Genomic DNA, 24608 nt, shown 5'->3' on the forward strand with positions numbered 1-24608 from the left:
TTGGTAACGAGACCTACTAACTCGCGCCCCGCGAGACATCCAGGGCAGGAAAAGTCGAAAAAATCGACTTGCGGGTGGCGACCAAGGCAAAAGGAGTAGCGTAAGTCGAAAAAATCGAGTTACGGGTGGCGAGAATGGCAAAATGAGTAGCGTAAGTCGAAAAAATCGAGTTACGGGTGGCGAGAATGGCCAAAAGAGTAGCGCAACTCGAAAAAATCGAGTTACGGGTGGCGAGAATGGCCAAAGGAGTAGCGTAACTCGAAAAAATCGAGTTATGGGTGGCGAGAATGGCCAAAGGAGTAGCGTAAGTCGAGAAAATCGAGTTACGGGTGGCGAAAATGTCCAAAGGAGTAGCGCAACTCGAAAAAATCGAGTTGCGGGTGGCGACCAAGGCAAAATGAGTAGCGCAACTCGAAGAAATCGACTAATTCGGGGCCAGCAATGGCCTACGTGTAGGATCCAATCCCTAGACGTTTTATTTAAATATAACGCCATCTAATCTTCCTATTTTTTGGAATACATCGCACACTCGTTTGCGTGGGTAATTTTAACAAATAACTTTAGAGGATTTACAAGTATACGGACGAAAAACTTTCCTGTAAACTAGATTTAATACATTTTTCTCACTTTCTGAGCCAAACGGAAGATGAAGCGTATAAACCCAAATTGGTAATGTTTACGCATACAAGTTTTTTCGTGAATACTCAGCAAAACTCAGTACACGCTTACGAAGAAAGTTTTCTTCGAAAACTCTAAGGAGGATCAACACATGGAAACTGCCACTCAGCATCATGTAGAAGTACTAGCTAGGCTGAAAGCAAATTTAGAATCATGTATTCTTGGCAAAAGCGCTGAAATTGAATTGTTGCTTACTGCGATGTTGGCCGGTGGTCATGTTCTGCTAGAGGATGTTCCAGGAACAGGTAAAACGGTGCTCATTAAAGCGCTAGCGAAATCCATAAACGGGCAATTCCGCCGTATTCAATGTAACCCGGACTTATTGCCAACGGATATCACTGGCGTATCTATATATCACCCCAAAGAAGAGAAGTTTCTATTCCGCTCGGGGCCGATTATGACCAATATTTTGCTGGTGGATGAAATCAATCGGGCAACGACGAAAACACAATCAGCCCTACTTGAAGCGATGGAAGAGCAGCATATTACGGTAGATGGTGATTTACATGAACTCCCTTCACCGTTCCTGATGTTAGCAACTCAGAATCCTATCGATTTTGAAGGTACATATACATTACCAGAGGCCCAATTAGATCGCTTTATGATCAAGCTGAGCTTAGGCTATCCAAGTGAAGCTGCTGAGAAAATGATGATTGCATCCCAAAGCAAAGTTCATCCCATGGAAGCCTTACATGCCATTGTCGATACCAAGCAAGTGCTTGAGATCCAAGAGCAGGTTCGCCATGTACATATGGATGAAGCCGTTGCGGATTACTTAGTTACCATTTCGAGAAAAACAAGGGAGCATCACGCTGTTTTCCTTGGGGCGAGTCCGAGGGCTACACTCTCGTTAGTATTAGCCTCCAAAGCGTATGCCTTCTTACATGGTCGTGATTATGTCATCCCGGATGATATTAAATATTTAGCTCCTTTTGTACTGGGTCACCGTATGATCCTTCAAATGGAAGCGCGTATGGATGGCATTAGTATTGCTTCTGTGCTCGCTACAATTTTTGAGCAAGTACGGGTTCCGGTCAGATTGGAGAAGTGAGCCTATGAAACGACCGGTATTTAAACGATTCGGGGAGCTTCCCCGGTTCCCGGCAGCATTATGGCTACTTTTAACTTGTTTGGTGGCAAGCTTGTTCTTCATGCTTTTTCAAGGTGGAAAGCTGGCCTCCATGTTATTCATTATGATGACGTTTCTAACTGTGTATTTGCTTTCAGGGAATTGGAGCGGCATCAAACGCACGCAGGCGACTCGCAAGCTTACGAATACAGGCTTAGAGGCTAAACTCGAGGCAGGACAATCCCTGCAAATTCAGATCGGTGTGCAAATACCAGGGTATTGGCCGGTTCCTTACCTGATGATCACGGATCAGCTCATACGTCAAAATGGCGATGAATCTGTATTCGAAGGATCTATCGTGCCGGATTGGAAGCGTCGAGGCGAGTTCACCTATAGCACGCCACCACTCCGAAGAGGCTATTACCGCTTCGGGGAGACTGAGTGCTTGACGGAAGATATTTTCGGCTTTTTTCAGCATAAGAGTCGTTTGGATCTGCAGCAGCCAATTACCGTGTATCCGCAAACCGTCACAATCCGTGAATGGGCGCAATTTCATCAAATGCTCAAAGGGATGCAGCACAACTCTACGACGACTAGTGCACATCGGGAAACAACGCAAATTAATGGTGTTCGTGAGTACATTTATGGTGATCGTCTTTCACGCATTCACTGGAATGCTACGGCTAAGACAGGAACATGGAAGTCGAAGGAGTTCGAACGTGAATCCTTGCCGAAAACCATTATTTTACTAGACCGAACTGCGCGTGCGTACCGAGATGAGGCTGAATTTGAACTTGCCGTGTCGGTTGCTGCTTCCTTGTTCCGTTATGGAACAGGACGCGAAATGTCACTGGGCTTACTATCGATCGGTAAGGAATTTACTTACTTTGAACCGAAGCATACGCAGCATCATTATAAGGAAGTTGTTAAACATCTCGTGGGCGTAGATGCGGATGGTTTTCAATCTCTTAGCCAGATCCTGAAGGAACGCTCGCAGGATTGGCCCGCAGGCAGCTTAATTGTGCTCATTTCTCCGCAAAAAGGAAGCAGCATGCTGCAAATGTTTCAGCAAATGGCGCTTCTCCAAATGAAGCCCTGCCATATTTGGATTCATACCCAGGCAGATCAAATATTTGGGTCTCAGGAAGTGGAACCAATGTCCAAGCCTGAGGATTACATTAAAGCGATTCGCTCACAAGGCTATATGGGGTATGAGGTAAGTCAGTTAACAGACTTGCCTAACCTTCTGGGAGGGGCGAAACGGTATGCCTAACACATGGTGGAGCAGACTTCTTCTTAAGGATTGGGCGCTGCGCGTGTCAGCGATATTTATTGGTATCTTCCTCTATCAGTTTGTGATTTGGATAATGAAAGAAGATGGCCTATGGCTTTCTGAAACGGTTTCCTTCGTGACATGGACGCTGGTCCTCATTACGGCGACTTATTGTATTCCGAAAATTAAAACGGGCTGGCGCGGGTTTCTCCAATTCGTACTCATTATCTGGTTTCATGGCTTGGGAATGGGTTATGAATTCAAACCTGTTCATATCACAACCTGGAAAGAGGCGCTGCGCCTAATTGGCCTCAATGCGGGTCAACTTGAGCCGTACATTTGGTTTAGTATAGGCACGTGGATTATTTATTTGTTCGCGATGTGGTCCGTCCAATCGAAATTTCGGATTGTCGTTCTTATATTTGTCAGCATTTTATTTTTTGCCGTACGTGATTCGTTCAGTATGATTTTTCTATGGCCTCAAGTGGCGATGATCCTGCTTTGCGGATTTCTCCTACTCATTGTGAGACATTTTTCACAGCTGAAGAAAAAAGCGCCAGATGTTTGGGAGACGATTTCCGATTATCCGTCTTCTTTTACCGTTCCTATCCTCATTTTGGTTGGCGTAATTGCTTTGGCTGGTGTATTCGCTCCAACGGTAAATCCGATTCTGACCGATCCTTACACAGCTTGGAAAGTGAGTCGTGGGGAAACGGTGCCGTTACTTGGCAAAGGGGTTAGTATTGCGACTTCGACGGCTGATGCCTCATCGGGCTATAGCCGTGATGATACCCGACTCGGCGGTGGCTTTCGGTTTGATTACACACCGGTGATGACAGTTGAATCGAGTAAACGCACCTATTTCCGTGGTGAAACCAGATCCATGTATAACGGGAAAGGATGGGAGCTCGGGCCTACGGAGAAGAGATTACCTGTGTATCGGGTGAATTTGAATCCGTTACCTTTGGATCCACGGTTTAATGTATCGCAATTAAAAACGCAGGAAGTCACCCAAAGTGTAGTGATGGATCGTGAAGAGGTGTTCCCAGTATTATTCGGGGGATACGCCATTCAGAAAATCGTAGATATTAATAAAGGTGAAAACCCATTCCAGCGTTTCATTTGGTCACCGCGACAATCTGAACTTCGCTTCACTGGACGAAGTAATTATCCCAAAGACTACTCGATTGTTGTACAAGAGCCGATTCTTGAGGAAGATCTACTTCGGCAAACCGAGCAAGACTATACAAGCAAGCCTGAATGGGCGGAGTACTTACAAGTACCTGCTGATTTGCCTGCGCGAGTGAAGCAGCTTGCTCTTGATATTACCAAGTCAGCGACGAATCCTTACGATAAAGCGAAGCTGATCGAGAAGTATTTATCCGAGCAGTATCCTTATACGAATACGCCGGATGAGACGAAGGGGAAAAGCAAGGACTTTGTAGATCGCTTCTTATTCGAAGTGAAGCAAGGGTATTGCGATTACTATTCGACAGCAATGGCTGTGCTCACGCGGTCCATTGGGTTGCCAACGCGCTGGGTGAAAGGTTATTCCTCGGGTGCCTCATCGATCACCGATGAGATTCGGGAGCAGGGGATCTTAGGTGCGTTAGGAGCCACAATTGATATGGATGGTGCTGGTGCCTATACCATTCGTAACTCGGATGCCCACTCATGGGTAGAAGTGTACTTTGATGGCTTTGGCTGGATATCCTTTGAACCAACCTCGGGCTTCACGCTGCCCAATGTATTCCCAGAAGCAGCACCAGTCCTCGAAGACTTAACAACAGATACCGAAACGAGCACATTGCCTGAAGAAACGACAGAAGCGCCGAGCTTCACATGGCTCTGGCTGACACTGAGCAGTGTAGTAGTCGTAGGTCTTCTAGCAGTCGCTGTATTCTTCTTCATGAGAAGTGAAGCCTGGAGGAACTGGCGAGCTCGGAGGAAACGGCTGCAGGTCGTGAATTTCAATCAGAAAATTATCGTTGAATTTGAAAGAATGCTCCGTGCCTGCCGTCGAAAAGGTTACACGAGACACGAATATGAAACGGTGCGTGAAGCCACAACAAGATGGTCAACACAGAGTAAGTGGTTGAAGAAAGAGTTGGACGCTTTAATTGATCTGTTTGAACGTGCGAAATACAGTCAAATAGCCGTGTCTGAAGTCGAATATCAACAAGCGAATCAATTAATTATTCGTGTAAAAGAACAAATAAAATGAGAAAACGAAGCCACTCTCCAAATAAGGAGGGTGGTTTCCTATGAGAGGAGATCTTTTTTATGGCATTTATCGATTGTCATTTTCACTCAGAATCCCTTGGTGTTGCGGCTTCCATGCATGTTATTTTGCCTCAAGCTGCCAAAAGCCAAATTGGACTAGCTTCACATGCTTATGGGGGGAAGCACCCAACATTGTTTTTACTTCACGGCTTGTCCGATGACCATACGATTTGGATGCGTAGAACCTCCATTGAGCGATATGCTTCTGGGCTCGGTATTGCCGTTGTTATGCCAGCAGTGAACCGCAGCTTTTATGCTGATATGGCCTCAGGTCCAAAGTATTGGGAATTTATAAGTGAAGAATTACCTGTAGTAGCGAGATCCTTCTTTCCTTTAGCGGAAGCGCGAGAGTTGAACTATGTAGCCGGCCTTTCGATGGGCGGATATGGTGCCATGAAGCTAGCTCTTTCGCATCCCGAGCGATATGCAGCGGGGGCTAGCTTGTCGGGTGCGGTTGATATTGTTAGGAGAGCTACTGCCTTTCCAGCTGATTTTCAATTGATTTTCAGTGACGTATCTACGATAAAAGACAGCCCGAATGATTTGTTTTATCTCACAGACCAGCTTGTAGCTAGTAAACAAGAAAAACCGCAGCTCTATCAATGCTGTGGCACGGAAGACTTCCTGTATGAGGATAATATTCGGTTCCGTGATCATTGCCGAAATCAGGGGTTGCAAATCACCTATGAAGAAGAGTCTGCCACACATGAGTGGGGCTACTGGGATCGCAAAATTCAAAGCGTTTTAGACTGGTTGCCATTGCCAGCGAGGACCTAGTGGGAAAATATGTTCTTTTCTTTTTGCAACAAACGAGGCACTATGGTATAGTTTCACGTATATGTCAAGGAAGCAGTTGGAGGGAATTTGTTTGCTGAAAAAGCTTGTACCCAGACAGTCTGTTCATACAATTTATGATATTGATGCCAATCACCTGTGGGGATTCGGTATTCGCGGAATTATAACGGATCTTGATAATACACTTGTCGGTGCACGCGATCCACATGCGACGCCAGAGTTAATAGAATGGCTGAATCATTTGCAGCAGATCGGCTTCAAAGTTGTCATTGTGTCGAACAACCATCATAACCGGGTGTCGACCTTTGCAAAGCCGCTGGGCATTCCGTTTATTCACCGTGCCAAAAAACCGACGAATGCTTCCTTCCATAAAGCGATGAAGCTGCTTGGAACGAATGCGCGACAGACCACTGTTATCGGGGATCAAATGCTGACAGATGTACTTGGCGGCAATCGAATGGGGCTATACACGATCCTAGTTCAACCTATCTCAAGAAAAGATGAAGGCTTGTTCACGCGAGTGAATCGTCTGATTGAGAAATGGGCAGTAGCAAGGATGAAGAAATAGGAGGTTTCATGAGTACAGAAACAATACAACATTGTGCGGGTTGCGGCATTCAGCTGCAAAAAGAAGACAAAAGTAAGCTTGGCTTTATTCCAGAGGCTGCCTTGCAAAAGGAACCTTTGATTTGCCAGCGCTGTTATCGGATTAAGCATTATAATGAGTCTTCGAGCATTACCCTTCAACAGGACGACTTCCTGAAATTATTAGGACATGTTGGTCAAACGAAGGCGTTAGTCGTGAAAATCGTGGATATTTTTGATTTTGAAGGCAGTATGATTAGCTCGCTTGCCCGATTTATTGGCAATAATCCCGTTCTGCTCGTGGTAAACAAAATTGATTTACTGCCGAAAGTAACGAATGCCAACAAGATTATCAACTGGGTGCAGCGCAGAGTCAAGGAAGAGAACCTCAAGGTTGTTGATATCGTGCTGTGCAGCGCGAAGAAAAACATGGGCTTCGACCGAGTTATTTCGGCTGTACAAGAGTACCGCGGCAACATGGACGTGTATGTAGTTGGCGCAACGAACGTAGGGAAATCGACGTTAATTAATCGCCTTATCAGTGATTACAGTGATTTGGAAGCGGAATTAACGACATCGCAATATCCGGGAACTACGCTCGATCTCGTCAAAATACCGCTTGATGACGGCAAATTTATTATTGACACGCCTGGGATTGTGTACAAGCATCGTCTGACTGAGGTCGTGAAGAAGCGTGATTTAACACCGCTAATGCCGGATAAACCGCTCAAACCAATGGTATTTCAACTTAATGAAGCACAGACGTTATTCTTTGGCGCGCTCGTTCGCTTTGATTTTATCCAAGGTGAGCATCAATCATTTACTTGCTATACGTCGAATGCGATTCAAATTCATCGCACGAAGCTGGATCGAGCGGATAACTTGTATGAAGAACACAAAGGTGTCATGCTGACGCCGCCGCAACAAGCGGATTTGGACGAGCTACCTAAGCTGGTTAAACATCCGCTGCACATTCCGAAGGGGAAACAGATGGACGTGCTGATCTCAGGTTTAGGCTGGATTAAAGTAAATAGCCTGGCTGGTGCACAGCTCGCTGTTCACGCTCCGAAAGGTATTAAAGTGATTACACGGGAGTCATTGATTTAAAATATTAGAAAGAATAAGTTTCACATTATTAATCGGCTATATTTCTGATAAACGCGTCGTCCTTTACAGACTTCGTAGCCGTTTATTTCGGGGAGACATGGGGAGATCATGGAGAAACTTCGGACAATCGACAGCCATACGGTACTATACGGGGTATTCGGGGATCCAATTAGGCATTCCCGTTCTCCGATCATGCTGAATCGCGCTTTTCAAGAAGCGGGGATTAATGGCGTTTATGCCGCTTTTCACGTTAAGCCTGAAGAGCTTGGAGACGCAGTTCGGGGAATTAGGGCGCTAGGTTACCGCGGAGTGAATGTTACTATTCCACATAAAGTAGATGTTATGAACTACCTCGATGAGATCGATGAAGGGGCTATGATTGTTGGTGCTGTCAATACCATCGTGAATGAAGAGGGCAAGCTCAAAGGTTTCAACACCGATGGGATTGGTTATGTGCGATCCTTGAAGGAAGAGACAGGCATTGAGCTCAAAGGGAAACGCGTTCTTCTTCTCGGCGCAGGCGGCGCAGCACGAGGTGTGGCCTATGCCTTGGCCAAAGAAGGCGTGAGCTGTATTTATATTGCGAATCGTACCAAAGCGCGTGCCGTGGAGCTTGCTGCTACAATAGGCGCATTCACCGAAACCGTTGGTTTAGGAATGGATGAGCTTGACAACGTGGTGGATAGCGTTGAGTTTGTGCTCAACACCACGTCGGCTGGTATGCATCCGAATGTGGATGAGCTTCCTTTACCGCTTCATCTGCTTCGACCACACCACCTAGTAAGTGATCTTATTTACAATCCACGCATCACGAGATTTCTTCGTGAAGCGGAAGCTATAGGGGCTCGCATTCATGGCGGGCTCGGCATGTTTATTTATCAAGGCGCATATGCCTTCGAGTATTGGACGGGTACCCCTGCGCCGGTTGAGGCGATGAGACAGGTGGTAGAACAGTCGTTAACTGAATAAGAATGAATAGAGGGACATCCATGTTATCAGGCAAACAGAAAAGATATTTGCGCTCTTTGGCGCACCATGTAGATCCAATTTTTCAAGTAGGTAAAGGTGGCGTGAACGAGCATTTGATTCGTCACATCCAAGAAGCAATTGAAGTTCGTGAATTGATCAAAATTACGGTACTTAACAACAGTGGTGAAGATCGTCAAGAGGTCGGAGCTGAATTATCCGAGAAATCTGGCGCAGAGCTTGTTCAGGTTATCGGGAAGATCGTCGTGCTATACAAAGAATCGCGTGACAATAAGAAGATTGAACTGCCGCGCTAAATGAGGTGGATGTATGCTTGTCGGAATTATGGGAGGCACATTCGATCCCATTCATACCGGTCATTTAATCGCAGCTGAACGTGCGAGGGTAGAAGGGGGCTTGGACGAGGTGTGGCTGATGCCTGCCAACGTTCCGCCTCATAAGCCTAATGCCCCAAAGGGAACAAGCCAGCAGCGTTGGGAGATGGTTTGCCTTGCTGCGGAAGGCAATCCTTTTTTTCGTCCTGTCGATATCGAAATTAACAAAGGCGGCGTATCCTATAGTATCGATACGATCGAACTGTTGAAATCGCAGTATCCGGACATCGCGTTCACTTATATTATTGGTGCCGATATGGTCCAGTATTTGCCGCAGTGGCATCGTATCGATGACATCGTGCGGCATATTCATTTTATTGGATTAGCCAGACCTGGTTATGAGCTGGATCTGACGCAGCTTCCCGAGCGTATTCGTAATCGGGTGAAGTTGGTACCGATGCCACTCGTTGAGATTTCTTCGACAGCTATTCGGGCGCTTAGGCAACTTAAGGATCCCGTCAGGTATCTTGTGCCAGATAAGGTAGGGCAGTTCATGGAGGTGAATCGCTTATATGAAACGTGAAGACCTTATGGCGGCGGTGAAGGAGCAAATGCCTGAACGGCGCTGGCAGCACACACTTGGTGTGATGGAAACGAGCGTTATGCTGGCTGAACGATTTGGCGGAGATGCGGTCAAAGCAGATGTCGCAGCGATTATGCACGACTATTGCAAGTATTGGCCTATTCAGGAGCAAGCTAGTATTATTCGTGAGAACGATTTACCGCAAGACTTGTTAGCTTTCGATAAGGAGCTGTGGCATTCACATGCAGGCGCTTTTATCGCGAAGACGCAGTTTGGTATCGACGATGAGGAAATTTTGGATGCGATCCGCTATCATACATCCGGACGTGAACAGATGACGCAGCTCGACAAAATCGTTTGTTTGGCGGACTATATGGAACCGGGGCGTGATTTCCCAGGTGTCGAGGTTATTCGTGAACTCGCTAAGACGAGTCTAGAGCGCGCGTTGATCGCCGGCTTTGACTCCACCATCCATTTCTTGTTATCCAAAGGAAAGCGCATTTATCCACTAACAATTTTGACACGGAACGATTTATTGGCACAAATCCAAATACACACCTAATGACATGGAGGATGATTGCATGAGTAAAAACCCAGAAGAAATATTAGCATTCGTTGTTGAGGCAGCGGAAGACAAAAAAGCGGCAGATATCGTAAGCCTGAATTTGAAAGGTGTATCCCTAATCGCCGATTATTTTGTTATTTGTCACGGGAATTCGGAAACACAAGTTCAAGCTATTGCGGGTGAGGCTCGTAAAAAAGCACATGAGCATGGCGTTCATATTCGAGGTTTTGAAGGTGTTGATACGGCAAGATGGGTACTGCTTGATTTAGGGGACGTCGTACTCCACGTTTTCCATCGCGATGACCGCGAATACTATAATATCGAAAGACTTTGGTCTGATGCCAAAGTTGTGGAGCGCGTATGAGAATGGAAGCAGGATCCCTTGTTACCCTAGAGGTAGCAAGGGAAGTTCCACCTAACGGTTTTTTCCTGAGTGATGGCTATCAGGATTTTCTGCTGCCTTATGCGGAAATCGTAGGGAATCGAATTAGTCCGGGAGACCAAGTGGAAGTATTCTTATTCCACGATACGCAGGATCGGATCATGGCGACCATGAAGAAACCGTTGCTGACCATGGGTCATGTGGGGCTTCTAGAGGTTGTTGATATTCATCCGCGGTTCGGTTATTTCCTAGAGATGGGTCTAGGTCGGCATTTGCTATTACCTTACCGACATGTGCCTGAGCTTGAGGAACTTCGTCCACAAGTAGGTGACAAGGTGTTCGCGACGCTTGCTCATGATCGTCAAGGTCGATTAATTGCGAAGCTGGCACTTGAAGAAGACTTGGCTCCGCTATGTGTAAGAGCTCCGTCAAGCTGGACAAACCAATGGGTCAAAGCACGCGTTTATCGCCCTCTTCAGATGGGTACTTTCGTCATTTGTGAAGCGGGTGTCCTTGGGTATGGTGTCATCGGGCTTATCATCCCACAAGAGCGGACACGGTTACTTCGCGTAGGTGAGCAAGTTGATGTAAGGATTGCATTCGTCCGTGAAGAAGATGGACGAGTTAACCTATCGATGAGGCTTCCAAAGGAAAAAGGACGCGATGAAGATGCGGAACGTATTCTAGAAGTGCTCCGTGAACGTCCGGGGAATGCGATGCCATTTTCGGATAAAACGCAGGCTGATATCATTAAAGATAAATTTGGACTAAGCAAGGCAGCGTTCAAACGTGCTTTAGGAAAGCTAATGAAAGATGGGCTCATCTATCAGGAAGCAGATTGGACCTATCTGAAACAAGAGGAGACGCAAGGCTGAGATGAGTTACGAAAAGTTCGCCTATACGTACGATCGCTTGATGAACAACATGCCGTATGAAGACTGGCTGCGGTTTGTGAGGGAATGCTTTGAACGCTTTGAAATAAAGCCGACAACGCTCGTTGATTTAGGCTGCGGGACAGGCAATTTAACCATTCCGTTAGCTGCTGAAGGCTTGCAGGTGACAGGAATTGATCTCTCCGAGGATATGTTAGCCGTAGCAGAGCAAAAGCATAGTGAACAACCGAGTCAGCTTCGCGGCGGTGCCATTCGCTGGATTCAACAGGATATACGCGAATGGGAACTTGGCGAGGAAGTCGATGTAGCCATCTCCTTTTGCGACAGTTTTAATTATTTATTAGAGGAAGAGGACATTGTGGTTGCTTTCCGTCAAACATTGGCGGGACTCAAGCCAGGCGGGTTATTCCTCTTCGATGTACATACGCCAGAGCAACTGTTTGCCTACGCGGACTCTCAGCCCTTTTTTCTAAATGAAGACGATGTTGCTTACATATGGACTAGTGAGATAGATGAGGAACGCCTTCAGATTGAACATGATTTAACGATTTTCGTCAGGGACAGCGGCACAAGTGATACCTTCCGCCGTATTGATGAAACGCATGAACAAAGAGCGTATCCCTTGGATTGGCTGGAAAAGATGCTAATCGAGGTAGGCTTCCGCGAGGTTCATCAAGTTGCTGACTTTACATGGGAGAAGCCCACGGAGAAGACAGAGCGAGCTTTCTTTATTGCGAAAAAATAATATCAAAGGGATTCGCCCTCGGCTTGACAGTGCGGCATTATTTTACATATAATCAAAGCTAATCAGTTGTATGGAAAGCTTAGATGAGGAATAGTACCTTGTACAGCATCTTTCAGAGAGTCGGAGCTTGGGTGTGAGCCGGCAGATGTTAGTCTTGAGAACTCGCCTCGGAGCTAGAAGGTGAACCGCCGGATCAGTTGGCGCTAGCTGGATCGTCTCACCCGCGTTAAGGGGCAGAGTGAACACAGGTGAAGAACGCCTTGTGTTAACTAGGGTGGTACCACGGGAATTATACCTCTCGTCCCTAGCGATATCCGCTAGCGATGTGAGGTTTTTTTGTGCGTATTTGCATACATGAGCGAAAGAGCAACTTGAAGGAGGCATATAAGTCATGACACAGGAATTGAAAGAAACGAAGGAACAACAAGGCTATAATCCGCAAGCGATTGAACCCAAATGGCAGGCGTACTGGGATGCAAAGAAAACATTTAAGGTTCTGGAAAATTCGGATAAACCGAAATTTTATGCCTTGGATATGTTCCCATACCCATCAGGTGCAGGCTTGCACGTAGGTCATCCAGAAGGCTACACAGCGACAGATATCGTCTCCCGTTTCAAACGGATGAGAGGCTTTAACGTACTTCATCCAATGGGTTGGGATGCGTTCGGACTTCCTGCTGAGCAATACGCTCTGGACACAGGGAATGACCCTCGAGAATTTACGAAGAAAAATATCGATACCTTCCGCCGTCAAATTAAGTCACTCGGTTTCTCATACGATTGGGATCGGGAGATTAGTACGACGGATCCAGAGTACTACAAATGGACGCAGTGGATTTTCATCCAGCTGTACAATAAAGGACTTGCTTACGTTGATGAAGTGCCAGTTAACTGGTGTCCGGCGCTAGGAACTGTACTTGCAAATGAGGAAGTAATTGACGGATTAAGTGAACGTGGTAACCATCCGGTTATTCGGAAACCGATGCGTCAGTGGATCCTGAGAATTACGGAGTATGCGGAGCGTTTGCTGGAAGATCTTGAGGAACTCGATTGGTCCGAAAGCATTAAGGATATGCAGCGCAACTGGATTGGGAAATCAACAGGAGCTGAGGTTCAGTTCGCGATTGAAGGTCATGCTGAGAAAAGCCTAACTGTTTTCACAACACGTCCAGATACACTTTTCGGGGCAACTTATTGTGTATTAGCGCCTGAGCACGAGCTTGTCCAGCAGATTATGACAGAAGATCAAGTTGCTGCGATTAAAGAATATCAAGAGAAAGCTTCACGCAAGAGCGACTTGGAGCGTACAGATTTGGCGAAAGACAAATCCGGTGTGTTCACAGGTGCCTACGCAATCAATCCAGTTAATGATACGAAAGTGCCAATTTGGATCGCAGATTATGTCCTTGGCGGTTACGGTACGGGCGCTATTATGGCGGTTCCAGGTCACGATCAACGCGACTGGGAGTTTGCAAAGCAATTCGACCTTCCAATTATCGAGGTAGTTCAAGGCGGAGACGTGGAGAAGGAAGCCTATGCAGGCGATGGCAAGCATGTGAATTCCGGTCCAATTGATGGGTTGAACATTGAGCAGGGGATCAGCCATATGATCGCTTGGTTGGAGCAAAATGGTAAAGGCCGCGGCAAAGTGACATATCGCTTGAGAGACTGGTTGTTCAGCCGTCAACGTTACTGGGGTGAGCCGATTCCGATTCTTCACCTTGAGGACGGCACAATGAAGCCGGTTCCTGTGGATCAGCTGCCGTTGTTGCTGCCACAAGTGGATGAAATTAAACCTTCGGGTACTGGCGAATCACCGCTTGCCAATGTATCTGAATGGGTGAATACGATTGATCCAGAAACAGGCATGAAAGCTCGCCGCGAAACGAATACAATGCCGCAATGGGCGGGAAGCTGCTGGTATTACCTGCGTTTCATCGATCCAAAGAATGATCAAGCATTCTGCTCGGATGAGCTGCAAAAGCAATGGTTGCCGGTTGATCTTTACATTGGCGGAGCGGAGCATGCGGTTCTTCACTTGCTATATGCGCGTTTCTGGCATAAAGTGCTTTACGATCTTGGTTTTGTTCATACGAAAGAGCCTTTCCATAAGCTTGTTAACCAAGGGATGATTCTTGGCGAGAACATGGAGAAAATGAGTAAATCACGCGGCAATGTTGTGAATCCGGATGACATCGTGAGCGATCAAGGTGCGGATACGCTTCGTATTTATGAAATGTTCATGGGACCGTTGGAAGCGACAAAACCGTGGAATACAACGGGTGTAGATGGAATCTACCGCTTCTTGAATCGCGTGTGGAGACTGTTCGTTGATGACAACGGTCAGGTTAATGCGAGAATAAGCGGGGATGAAACGCTGGGCAGCGATACCTTCAAACGTACATGGCACCGTTCGATCAAGAAAATTACCGAGGATTTCGAAGCACTTCGCTTCAATACAGCGATCAGCCAAATGATGATTTTCGTCAATGAAGCTTACAAAACAGAACGTCTACCACTAGAAGCGATGAAAAACTTCGTGCAAATGCTTTCCCCGATCGCTCCGCATTTAGCAGAAGAGCTTTGGGAGAAATTGGGCGGCGTGGAATCCATTACGTACGAAGCGTGGCCAGCATATGATGAAGCTTGGACCGTGGATAATGAAATCGAAATTGTCGTGCAGATCAATGGAAAGATCGTTGACCGCGTCATGATTTCCAAGGATACAGATGAAGCTGCAATGGAGAAAATGGCTTTTGAACTCGACAAAGTCAAAGAAGCGACCGCCGGAAAGGCCGTTCGCAAATTGATTGTTGTGAAGGGTAAATTAGTCAATATCGTTGTAGGATAAGAACTTCAAGTTTATACGTTGAGAAGGCTACTGCTGTTGTTTCAAAGGAAAGAGCAGCTCAGCCTTCTCAATGTCTTCTTCATATTTGGCATGAGTGGCACGAATAACCTGAGAGAAAACCCCGCACAGCTCCTTTTCCAAAATACGTAAACCTTCCGCAGTAATACCGCCCGGAACAGATACTCGCTTTTGCAAGCTAACAGGGTTGAAGCCTCCCGTTGTGAGCAGCTTTCCTGTACCCAACGTCATTTCACTGGCCAGAAGTGTGGCCTCCTCAGCAGAAATACCCGTTTCTTCCACAGCCGCATCAATAAAAGCTTGAATGAAGCTTGCAAGAAAAGCAGGACCACAACTGGATAAATCAGATGAAATCCTTGTATAATTCTCGGACACACGGATTGGTGTGGAAATGTGAGTGAAAATATTTTCAAGCCATTCTTTATCTTCAGGCTGCATACGATTCCCATGAATACATAACGTCGCACCGCTTAACACGTAGTTCGTAATACTTGGAATAATTTTACTTATTTTAGCAGGCAAGAGACCTTCCAGATGTTTGATGAGTATAGGGCTCGTTATGGATATTATAAATTGAGAGGAAAGCACGTCCTCTTTGATTTCATCAATAACCTTTTTAAACTCAGATGGTTTCACACATAGGAAAATCAAATCACTTCCACGCACGACTTCACGATTCGTTTCTGCCACCTGCAGGCCAGGATAGTTCTCCGCAAGTAGTTCAACTTTACGTAATGTTCGATTGCTAGCGATAATTTGCTCGGGATTGAATGCCCCGGAATGAATGAATGCTTCAATCAGAATACTTCCCATACTCCCAGTACCGATGAATCCAGCTTTCATCAAGTGATCCCTCCCGAAAAAATCAGTCTTTATACGAAAACCAACCTATAAACGCGGTCTCTCAGCCATAAAATACATTGTTATAGAGGTTTTAGCATCAGCTTATTAGAATGGTGACTCTTCGTGTAGTCATTTGGACGCTTTTTCATGTATATGGTCGCCCATTCGCAAATATGCAAAGAAAGAAGGTAGTCTGTGGATTTATTTGGAAATAGAATAAAGAGAATTCTGTTGATCCTTGGGATTGTCTCTCTTTTTGTTTGGGTTGTGTGGCCCTTTCTCCGCGGGGGGCAATCGACCATTCAGACGGCCTTCATGCCGATCAATACACAGATGGAAGAGTTACTCATGCAAGAGGCCAATGAGAAAAAAGAGGGGAATGGCAAGACGGCACCAGTTCCTACAGTAAAAGCTTCCGTAACGCCAAAGGCGAGTTCAGCTGCGACTTCTCCGAAGGGGCCTTCAACGACGACAATTCCTTCAGATGCAACTTCCCCATCTTCAGAGATTTTAACAACACCGTCAGTAGCTATAGGAACAAACTCGCAAACGCAGATTGACTCTGTGACTCCTGCTTTATCTGCTGCTATCGCTACAACTCCATCAAAAGCTTCATCCCCAACGACTGATCCGAGTAATGGACGTTTAGATTTGAACACTGCTACTTTAGAACAGTTAGATCAGCTGCCAGGGATTGGCGAAAGCAAGGCCAAAGCCATTCTTGAGTACCGTACGAAAAAAGGACGGTTCAAGCGAATTGAAGAACTGATGGATGTAAAGGGCATTGGTGAGAAAATGTTCGAGAAGCTGAAGGGACGATTGTTTGTAGCTCCATCCTAGCCTCAGACCTAGCATATCTTTTCATTTCTATTGAAATATGAGAAAATACTAGAAATAGTTTTGGTATCGAAAATAAGTAATGAAAAAACCGAGTCATCAGGAGGGAGTCAATCATCATGAGCATCCGGAAAGATTGGGATACGTATTTCCTAGATATCGCTTATATGGCCTCCACACGCTCGCGTTGTAATCGCAGACATGTTGGAGCTGTGCTTGTACAGGGGAAAAAGCTGCTAGGTACAGCTTATAACGGTGCTCCGATGGGCGTTCCGGATTGCACGGAAGCTGGCTGCATGCTCGTGGAAGAAATCGAGCTGAAGGTCATTGCCGATGTAGAGGAAGTCGTACGTAAGAATCGGTGTATACGCACTATTCATGCTGAGCAGAACCTGCTGTTGTTTACCGATCGCGAAGATCGCGAGGGTTCAACTGTTTATGTGACTGATCAGCCATGCTGGACCTGTGCGAACATGCTAGCTAATAGTGGGGTGACTGAAATTGTGTTTCATCGGGGGTATCCGAAGGATCATGAGAAGGTTAGCCAGCTGATGGGGGCTAGAGGGATTTCGTTCCGTCAGATGTCCGGATATGAACCACCGTCAGGCACAGTTTCTGAGGTTGTGAACTAAATAGCGAGTTTTTGAGAGGAAGAACCTCTCTCTAGAAGCAGCCTTTGGGGTGCGCTAGGGGGAGGTTTTTTGTTTGTGAAATAGTGGGATTCTGATGGCACGGAAATCGAGCTTAAAGTGAAGCGCCCCGAGCGATAGGCACGGAAATCGAGCTTATTGTCAAATATAACAAAATTCACGTATAAAAAAGGAGAGATCCCCCACCATGAAAAGACCAGTTGTTCAAGGATGTTGTCTGTGGATAAGTGGTTATGTGCTCGCAATCTACACCGAGCTCCCGTGGCTGTCCTGGATGACGAGCGCGCTGCTGTTAGCCGCGCTTGTCATCCTCTACGCGCTGCGTCTGCCTGGGCGGCAGCCGCTGGGCGCCCTGTTGCTGGTCGTAATAGCCTACGGCTATTATCAAGGGACCGACCAGCGCAACATCACTGCCCTGCCGCTGGCGCAGCAGCAGATAAGCCCTGACGGCAGCGAGGTCACGCTGCTCGGCCGTTTTGCTAGCCCTGTCACCATTGACGGTGACAAGGCTAGCTTCACTCTTGAAGCGGAGTCCGTCCGCTTCAACGAAACCACCGCTTTCCCGCTCGGCGGGGAAAGCGTGCAGGTCTCGCTGCGCCTGATGGAGCAGGCGCAGCAAGCCGTGGCGTCGGGCTGGCGCCGTGGCGACGCCTTGACGCTAACGGGGACGCTGCGCAGCCCGTCCCCGGCCCGTAACTTCGGCGGCTTCGACTACCGCCGATACCTGCGCCTTCACCACATCCATTGGCTGCTTTCAGCCAAAGGGGTGGATCAGGCGCAGGTGCAGCCTGCGGCTGCGCGCCTTAGCGTCGTGCAGCTGCTGCGCTGGAACGATGAGCTGCGCGCAGCGCTCAGCAGGCGGATGGACGTGATCTTTCCCGCGTCGCAGGCGGGATTCATGAAGAGCATGCTGATCGGCTTGACAGACGATCTGGATCCTGAACGATTCCAGCAATTTTCGGAGCTGGGGCTGACCCATATTTTAGCCATCTCAGGATTAAATATTGCCGTGTTTCTAGGTGTGTGCATTTGGATCATGCGCCGCTTTAAAATGGCCAAAGAGACCTATCTGCTTATCTGCATGTGCCTGCTTCCATTCTATGTGCTGGTCACTGGCGCTTCCCCATCCATAGTGAGAGCCGGCCTCATGTCGATGATTGCTTTATACGCAGCTAGGCGTGGAGGAATGAAAGAGGTCCTTCACATACTTGCTGCCGCCGCATGGGCGATGCTTCTTTGGGATCCCTACTTTTTGCTCGATGTAAGTTTCCAACTTTCATTCCTAGTCACACTGGGACTCATACTTGGTGTGCAAAGAGTGAGTGAATTGCTTACCCCTTACATAACTTCGCCAATCATCAAAAACACCCTCGCCATCACGCTAGTCTCTCAAGCCGTCTCCTTCCCGGTCTCGATTTACTATTTCAATCAATTTTCGTTGTTGTCTTGGTTAGCAAATGCCGTGCTAGTTCCTGTTATCAGCATGATCGTATTTCCTGCAGGTTTGGTTGCGCTAGCACTAGGCTTGCTCTTCATCCCCTTAGGTCAAAGATTAGGCTCGCTGATCACTTGGTTGAACCAAGCTATATTTTGGATAACGGATCAACTTCAGCAGATTCCTCATCTCAAAATGATTTGGCCATCTCCAAGTATGCCTTGGATCTGTTTTTACTACGGTTTCCTGGTTCTCATTTATGTACTCTGGTATCGCAGTCATTTTAGCTCTCCAGACGAGCTTCCCATTATGTTGGACTTCAACAGCAGGAAAAGCACAAAGAAAATAAGTGTGAAGTTTGGTTTATTACTTGTAATTGGCAATTTTCTTATGCTCTTATGGATCGGTTATTCGCCGAATCGCTTTCAAAAGACAGGTTTAGTTCAGTTTATTGATGTTGGGCAAGGTGACGCCATTCTGATTCGTACCCCCTATGGACGTCACATTTTAGTGGATGGAGGAGGGACGCTCACGTTTCGTAAACCGGGTGATGATTGGAAAATCCGCAAGAATCCTTATGAGGTGGGTCAAAAGCTGCTTGTTCCTCTCCTGAAAAAACGAGGTATACATCACTTGGATCTTGTTGTACTTACACACGAGGATGCCGATCACAGTGGCGGGCTGCAGGCTGTTTTAGAACAAATTCCTGTGAAGCAATTTCTATTTAATGGGACTTTTAAAGAGAGTAGCAGTATGACAACGATGTTTCGCACACTTTTGCAAAAGCGAGTACCCTTATTGCCAGCAGAAGTCGGAGATTGGATCGACATTGATCCACTTACGAGATTGCAGGTGCTTTATCCGCTTGAAACGAATGAGACAATGATTGAAATTGTCAAAGAGCAGAATGCGAGATCGGTCGTTTTCTTGCTCGATATGCAAGGGACCCGTTGGTTGTTTACGGGAGATATGGAGAAAGAATCCGAAGCCGTTGTGCTTGATTACTTACGTGATCACCCAGCATTAATAGCCAGTGAAAACAAGGTTTTGAATTCATCATCATCAACTTTTTCATCTTCCCTCGTCGCTACAACACACACCACCACCACTGAGCACAAAATCGATGTTCTCAAAGTTGCTCACCATGGGAGTAAAACCTCAACGACACCAGAGTGGTTGGCTTACTGGAAGCCAGCTGTGGCCGTTATTTCGGTAGGTGCCATGAATACATACGGCCATCCTTCACCAGAAATTATCGATCATTTAGTCAATGCGAAAGTGGGGATCCTACGTACAGATCGGATGGGTGAAGTGCAAATGGAGGTGCGGAAGGAGGGGATTTTCACGCGAATGAAGTTATGGAACTAAAAACCGTGGAAATCAGTAAGTAAAAAGGCATCAGACTTATAAAAATAGGTAGATGGAAATAATTCCCGCAAAATTTTGATTGAGACAATCATTAAATAAAAAGGCTTTTCAAAAAAAATGTCGAAATTGTATTGGAGATTTTCGTAAAATACATATTACAACATGGCGGTGGAGATAACATGAAGAAAAACCCTACGAATTTGCTCCAAAAGACGTTTTCGCAACAATTTAAGCCGAGCCATGATGTCCCCCAAAGGCAGGATTCCAAGACAGGGTTTCGATCAGTTGGCGTGAAGCTAAGCGTCACAATTATTGTCAGTAGTTTGTTCCTTGTTCTCTTTATGGGGATTGCCTCGTATCAAATTTCCAAAAACGTGATGCAAAAAAAGGTCGGCGATGCCTCGTTACAAACGATTGAGCAGGCAGGACAGAAACTTGATTATATATATGACATATTTGAAAAGTTTTCACTTCAGCTTGTTATGGATGACTTACTACATGGGCAGGTAGCCAATTCAACCAAGCTAACGAAGGATTCTACGGCTTATCTGGCGAACCTCTCTTCACTGGATACGACGATCTCGAACTATTTTCATGCCAATGACAGTATTCAGTCGATTGAGATATTTACGAAATCTGGAGATATCATTCAAACGAAATCCAGTTCGATGTCGGATAAAAATTACGCGGATCAAGCTTGGTTTAAGAGTGTCATCGAAAAAGATGGTGAACCCGTTTGGTTTTCAACCAAACTGAAGGAAAACCGTCTCCTAAACCCAGTCATTTCTGTTGGCAGTGTCATTCATCAGGCCAAATCGGATGAAGTGTTCCTAGTCCTTTTTGACATCAACTTGGATGTGGTTAAGAAGCAGCTGGAACATATTAAAATGGGCGATACAGGATCTATTCAAGTGATTGATAGTTCTGGACTGGTCATTTATAGTCAGGATGCGGCGGAGATGGGGGGCAAATCTTCTTATGGCGTGAATAGCAACTCAACCCCAAAGGATATTCTTATGTCCGAGGATGGCACGAAGCAAATTGTTTTCTCCAAGTCGACTGTCACAGATTGGTTCACGATAGGTTCCATGCCTATGAGGGACCTTACGAAAGATATGAGTTCCATCTATAATTTGACGTTAATTGTTGCGCTCTGTGCCTTAGTCATAGCCGCGGGTATTGGCTATTTCGTTGCGAGAATGATCGGTAAGCCGCTGGGGCATATTCGCAATTTAATGGAGGGTGGAGCTGGCGGTGACCTGCGCATTCGTGTTCAGACAACATCCAGAGATGAGATAGGTCAATTAAGCAATAGCTTTGATACGATGATGCAACAAATCACAGAGCTTTTCAAACAAACGAATCTCTCCTCAGAGGAAGTACTGCAGACAGCAGGAGAAATCTCGAGCTCTTCGCAGCATACGGCAGCTGCAGCCAAAGAAATCGCTGTCGCAACGACTGAAATTTCTGGTGGTGCGGCGGGATTAGCTACGCAAGCAGAGCGGGGGAATGAATTAACGATTCATATTGGTGGGCAAATTGCGAGTGTTGTGCAAGCTAATCAGGAAATGGGCGCATCGGCAGAGGAAGTGCAGCAATCAAGTCACTCTGGCATTCGATATATGGAAGAGCTGATCGCGAAAACGAATGTAACTGAAGAGATGACCCATACGATGGTGAATAAGGTTGATAAGCTGAAAGACAGCACGCAATCGATTCGGAAGGTGCTTGATATATTAAGCGGGATGACGAAGCAGACGAATATTCTATCACTCAATGCTGCCATTGAAGCAGCGAGGGCAGGCAGCGCAGGCAAGGGGTTTATGGTCGTGGCAGACGAAATTCGCAAGCTAGCAGATCAGTCGAAGCAATCGATCGATTATGTCGGACAAATTACGGAGACGATTCAGAAAGAAATTGAAGATACCGTTTTGGTATTATCGGAGGCGTATCCGATTTTTCAGGAGCAAATTCATTCCGTCAAAGAGGCGGATTTACTGTTCAAGCAGGTGCAAGAGCGCATGGGGAACTTCATTTCGCAACTAGGAGCCGTTAGTCAAACGGTGTTAAAGCTCGAAGAATCGCAGGTCGTGCTAAGTGATGCGATGATGAACGTAAGTGCCGTTTCCCAGCAATCGCTTGCCACTTCCGAACAAGTAGCAGCCCTAAGCTCGGAGCAGCTGCGTATAAGTGATGGATTAGTCGGACTGTCTTCCAAACTAGAGCAGTTATCGCATGCACTTCAAAATTCCTTATCTAAATTCAAAGTATAACAATTACTAGATATTAGTCTTAGTGGCAGCATTCCCCTTGTGGGCGTGTTCTTCTAAGGCTTTTTCTTTTATAAATTTTCAGCTATTTTGAAACAAATTTTTGTTTTTCACGTCTAAAAGGTGTTATATCGCTCATTATTTGTTATTCTGATAGATGCAAGCTACCATTATATTTATTCTAAAAAAATTGCAACCTTATGAGATGCGAGTGCGTCAGTAAGATTGCAAGGGGGAGGGATCCCAGTGATAGCACCCGAACTGGTAAAATCAGCACAAGCCGGTGACCGTGATGCGCTCATTACCCTATTGCGAGAGATTGAGTCTCACGTTTATCGGACGGCTTTTTATATTTTGAATAATGAACAGGATGCGCTTGATGCTTCGCAAGAAGCACTTCTTCGGATTTATACCAAAATTAATTCCTACGAAGAAAAAGCTTTGTTCAAAACGTGGGTGCAGCGGATTGTTACGAACATCTGCATCGATAAATTTCGCAGAGCGAAGCCAACGGTTTCAATGGATGAGCATGAGATGACATTTACAGCTGATAATAATGTTGAACAAGAAATATTGACGGGCTACCTAGCTCAGGATATTAGAGAAGCCATCGATAAGCTTCCCGAACACCATCGCACTGTGGTTGTTCTTCGTTATTTGCAGGACTTTTCGTATCATGAAATTGCAGAATCACTCAATTTACCACTCAATACGGTGAAGTCTTACTTATTCCGAGCTAGACACACCTTACAGTCGCTACTCCAAGATTATCAGAAAGGAGGTGTTCGGGGATGAAATGTCAAGAGGTGATGATGTACATGCAAAGACAGCTAGATGGAGATTTAGATCCAAAAGAGGAAGATGAGCTGCATGCTCACCTAATGCATTGTTTGGACTGCGCCCAGATGTTTGAACGTCTGCAAGCATTGTCGAACGAATTGTCCCAGCTTCCTAAGGTTAAGCCGCCTTTCAGTTTGGTTGATGCGATTATGCCGCAATTGCTTGAATTGGATAAACAATCAGAGATGCCAAAGATGGACAATGTCGTTGCCTTCTCTCCAATTGCTGCTAGGACAGAATCTGATGAAGAGCCTAAGTACTCAGGGAAGAGCCGATTGAAAGAACAGTTCTCGTGGAAATTTGCAAGCGGCGTGGTGGCCGCGGGATTGATTATTGGATTCTTTGCTTTTAATATGCAGCATCCCGTTATCGACAATGCAGACGGATTAATTTCTCATACAAGCTCTGGATCGAAAAGCGCGTCCGAAAAGCAAGCAACTGCTGCTTCAGAGATGAACCAGACGCAAGGAAACAATGACACAGCTAAATCACAGGAAACGGCAAATTCTAATCAGGGGTTACCAAACGCACCAGTTGCAGATATATTTGCAAAAGGTACTCCTAATCCTGCTGATGCATCCGTAGGCAGTGGTATCATGCCAAAGGCATCCACTGATGCGAAACTTGAGAAACCAGGTGAATACAGCTCACCAGCAGCGGGGGGCGATTCGTTGGAGAGGCAAGCCTCTCCGTCAACCACAGCTCCTGCAAAGCTTGATGATCGGGGCACGTCCCCTTCGAAATCGGATAATGATGATGCGAATACCCCTGCGGCGGGCTTATCCGTTCCTAAATCATCAATAGAACCGAAGACGACGGAGACCCCATCTAGGAAAACCGGTCCTGCTCCTTCCGCAGATCCTACAAGTACAGACGGTACAAATGGTACACAAGGTATTCTCGCATTTTCCTCGCCGCATGTTGACGCAATGCTGAAGTCTACAACGGGCAAATATGAGGCTACGGTTGAAGAGGCTCATGTTGTGATTCGGAATAGCCTTACACATGAGATTGTATTTGCTTCCAAACAGTTTTGGCAGGCAGATGATCAAATAAGGCTGCTGGAATGGGCGAAGGATGACAAGCTGTTTTATGAGGTCACTAGTAAGGGAACGCTGCAGACTATTCTTATCGATGTGAATGAGAAAACAGAAGCCAATAAATAAAAGTAAGATTTGTATGCACCAATAGTGCTGTGAATGCGTAAACTAACGTATAGAACAAGGAACAGTTCATT

At 46.2% G+C, this 24608-nt stretch carries 21 protein-coding genes and 1 other annotated feature; of the genes, 20 read left to right on the forward strand and 1 reads right to left on the reverse strand.

Annotated elements, in window-relative coordinates:
• Positions 1 to 769 precede the first annotated feature (769 nt).
• From AC58QC_RS08530 to leuS, 14 genes are all read left to right on the forward strand, one after another.
• Complete coding sequence (locus AC58QC_RS08530; RefSeq protein WP_497414772.1) at positions 770 to 1729, forward strand: AAA family ATPase; 960 nt, start codon at positions 770 to 772, stop codon at positions 1727 to 1729.
• Between the two features lie 4 nt (positions 1730 to 1733).
• Positions 1734 to 3020 (forward strand): DUF58 domain-containing protein, encoded by a 1287-nt coding sequence (locus tag AC58QC_RS08535; protein ID WP_497414773.1) that lies wholly within the window; start codon positions 1734 to 1736, stop codon positions 3018 to 3020.
• Positions 3013 to 5244 (forward strand): transglutaminase TgpA family protein, encoded by a 2232-nt coding sequence (locus AC58QC_RS08540; protein ID WP_497414774.1) that lies wholly within the window; start codon positions 3013 to 3015, stop codon positions 5242 to 5244. Before AC58QC_RS08535 ends, AC58QC_RS08540 begins: the two co-directional genes overlap by 8 nt.
• Before the next feature lie 59 nt (positions 5245 to 5303).
• Positions 5304 to 6080 (forward strand): alpha/beta hydrolase, encoded by a 777-nt coding sequence (locus AC58QC_RS08545; RefSeq protein ID WP_497414775.1) that lies wholly within the window; start codon positions 5304 to 5306, stop codon positions 6078 to 6080.
• 91 nt (positions 6081 to 6171) lie between these two features.
• Positions 6172 to 6666, forward strand: coding sequence for a YqeG family HAD IIIA-type phosphatase (locus AC58QC_RS08550; RefSeq protein WP_497414776.1), 495 nt, complete (start codon positions 6172 to 6174; stop codon positions 6664 to 6666).
• An 8-nt stretch (positions 6667 to 6674) separates the two neighbouring features.
• A complete protein-coding gene (yqeH, locus tag AC58QC_RS08555; protein ID WP_497414777.1) occupies positions 6675 to 7790 on the forward strand; it encodes a ribosome biogenesis GTPase YqeH in 1116 nt (371 codons plus the stop codon).
• Between the two features lie 108 nt (positions 7791 to 7898).
• Positions 7899 to 8759, forward strand: coding sequence for a shikimate dehydrogenase (locus tag AC58QC_RS08560; protein ID WP_497414778.1), 861 nt, complete (start codon positions 7899 to 7901; stop codon positions 8757 to 8759).
• Between the two features lie 20 nt (positions 8760 to 8779).
• Complete coding sequence (yhbY, locus tag AC58QC_RS08565; protein ID WP_497263838.1) at positions 8780 to 9073, forward strand: ribosome assembly RNA-binding protein YhbY; 294 nt, start codon at positions 8780 to 8782, stop codon at positions 9071 to 9073.
• 13 nt (positions 9074 to 9086) lie between these two features.
• On the forward strand, positions 9087 to 9674 hold the full coding sequence (gene nadD, locus AC58QC_RS08570; protein WP_497414779.1) for a nicotinate-nucleotide adenylyltransferase: 588 nt from the start codon (positions 9087 to 9089) through the stop codon (positions 9672 to 9674).
• The gene (gene yqeK / locus AC58QC_RS08575; RefSeq protein WP_497414780.1) at positions 9664 to 10236 is read left to right on the forward strand and encodes a bis(5'-nucleosyl)-tetraphosphatase (symmetrical) YqeK; all 573 of its coding nucleotides are present in this window, start codon (positions 9664 to 9666) and stop codon (positions 10234 to 10236) included. Before nadD ends, yqeK begins: the two co-directional genes overlap by 11 nt.
• A 19-nt stretch (positions 10237 to 10255) precedes the next feature.
• Entirely contained in the window at positions 10256 to 10603 is a 348-nt protein-coding gene (gene rsfS, locus AC58QC_RS08580; RefSeq protein ID WP_028557974.1) for a ribosome silencing factor, read from the forward strand.
• Positions 10600 to 11496: a CvfB family protein gene (locus tag AC58QC_RS08585; protein ID WP_497414781.1), complete on the forward strand. Its 897-nt coding sequence runs from the start codon at positions 10600 to 10602 to the stop codon at positions 11494 to 11496. Before rsfS ends, AC58QC_RS08585 begins: the two co-directional genes overlap by 4 nt.
• A 1-nt stretch (position 11497) precedes the next feature.
• Positions 11498 to 12259, forward strand: a complete 762-nt coding sequence (locus AC58QC_RS08590; protein WP_497414782.1) for a class I SAM-dependent DNA methyltransferase — start codon at positions 11498 to 11500, stop codon at positions 12257 to 12259.
• A 71-nt stretch (positions 12260 to 12330) separates the two neighbouring features.
• Positions 12331 to 12568 (forward strand) — a binding site (T-box leader).
• 82 nt (positions 12569 to 12650) lie between these two features.
• On the forward strand, positions 12651 to 15110 hold the full coding sequence (gene leuS, locus AC58QC_RS08595; protein WP_497414783.1) for a leucine--tRNA ligase: 2460 nt from the start codon (positions 12651 to 12653) through the stop codon (positions 15108 to 15110).
• A 27-nt stretch (positions 15111 to 15137) separates the two neighbouring features.
• Here the strand turns inward: leuS and comER are convergent, their stop codons facing one another.
• Complete coding sequence (gene comER, locus AC58QC_RS08600; RefSeq protein WP_497241897.1) at positions 15138 to 15971, reverse strand: late competence protein ComER; 834 nt, start codon at positions 15969 to 15971, stop codon at positions 15138 to 15140.
• A 195-nt stretch (positions 15972 to 16166) separates the two neighbouring features.
• Between comER and AC58QC_RS08605 the strand changes: the two genes are divergently transcribed.
• The 6 genes from AC58QC_RS08605 to AC58QC_RS08630 all read left to right on the forward strand — a co-directional run bounded on the left by AC58QC_RS08605 (position 16167) and on the right by AC58QC_RS08630 (position 24537).
• Entirely contained in the window at positions 16167 to 16811 is a 645-nt protein-coding gene (locus tag AC58QC_RS08605; protein WP_497414784.1) for a ComEA family DNA-binding protein, read from the forward strand.
• Positions 16812 to 16927: 116 nt separating this feature from the next.
• On the forward strand, positions 16928 to 17440 hold the full coding sequence (locus tag AC58QC_RS08610; protein WP_497414785.1) for a deoxycytidylate deaminase: 513 nt from the start codon (positions 16928 to 16930) through the stop codon (positions 17438 to 17440).
• Positions 17441 to 17645: 205 nt separating this feature from the next.
• On the forward strand, positions 17646 to 20261 hold the full coding sequence (locus tag AC58QC_RS08615) for a DNA internalization-related competence protein ComEC/Rec2 (protein WP_497414786.1): 2616 nt from the start codon (positions 17646 to 17648) through the stop codon (positions 20259 to 20261).
• 179 nt (positions 20262 to 20440) lie between these two features.
• Positions 20441 to 22534: a methyl-accepting chemotaxis protein gene (locus tag AC58QC_RS08620; RefSeq protein ID WP_497414787.1), complete on the forward strand. Its 2094-nt coding sequence runs from the start codon at positions 20441 to 20443 to the stop codon at positions 22532 to 22534.
• A 243-nt stretch (positions 22535 to 22777) separates the two neighbouring features.
• Positions 22778 to 23326, forward strand: coding sequence for an RNA polymerase sigma factor (locus tag AC58QC_RS08625; protein WP_497254948.1), 549 nt, complete (start codon positions 22778 to 22780; stop codon positions 23324 to 23326).
• Entirely contained in the window at positions 23323 to 24537 is a 1215-nt protein-coding gene (locus tag AC58QC_RS08630; protein ID WP_497414788.1) for an anti-sigma factor, read from the forward strand. Before AC58QC_RS08625 ends, AC58QC_RS08630 begins: the two co-directional genes overlap by 4 nt.
• Positions 24538 to 24608 lie beyond the last annotated feature (71 nt).

Source organism: Paenibacillus sp. J22P51 (assembly GCF_059692215.1).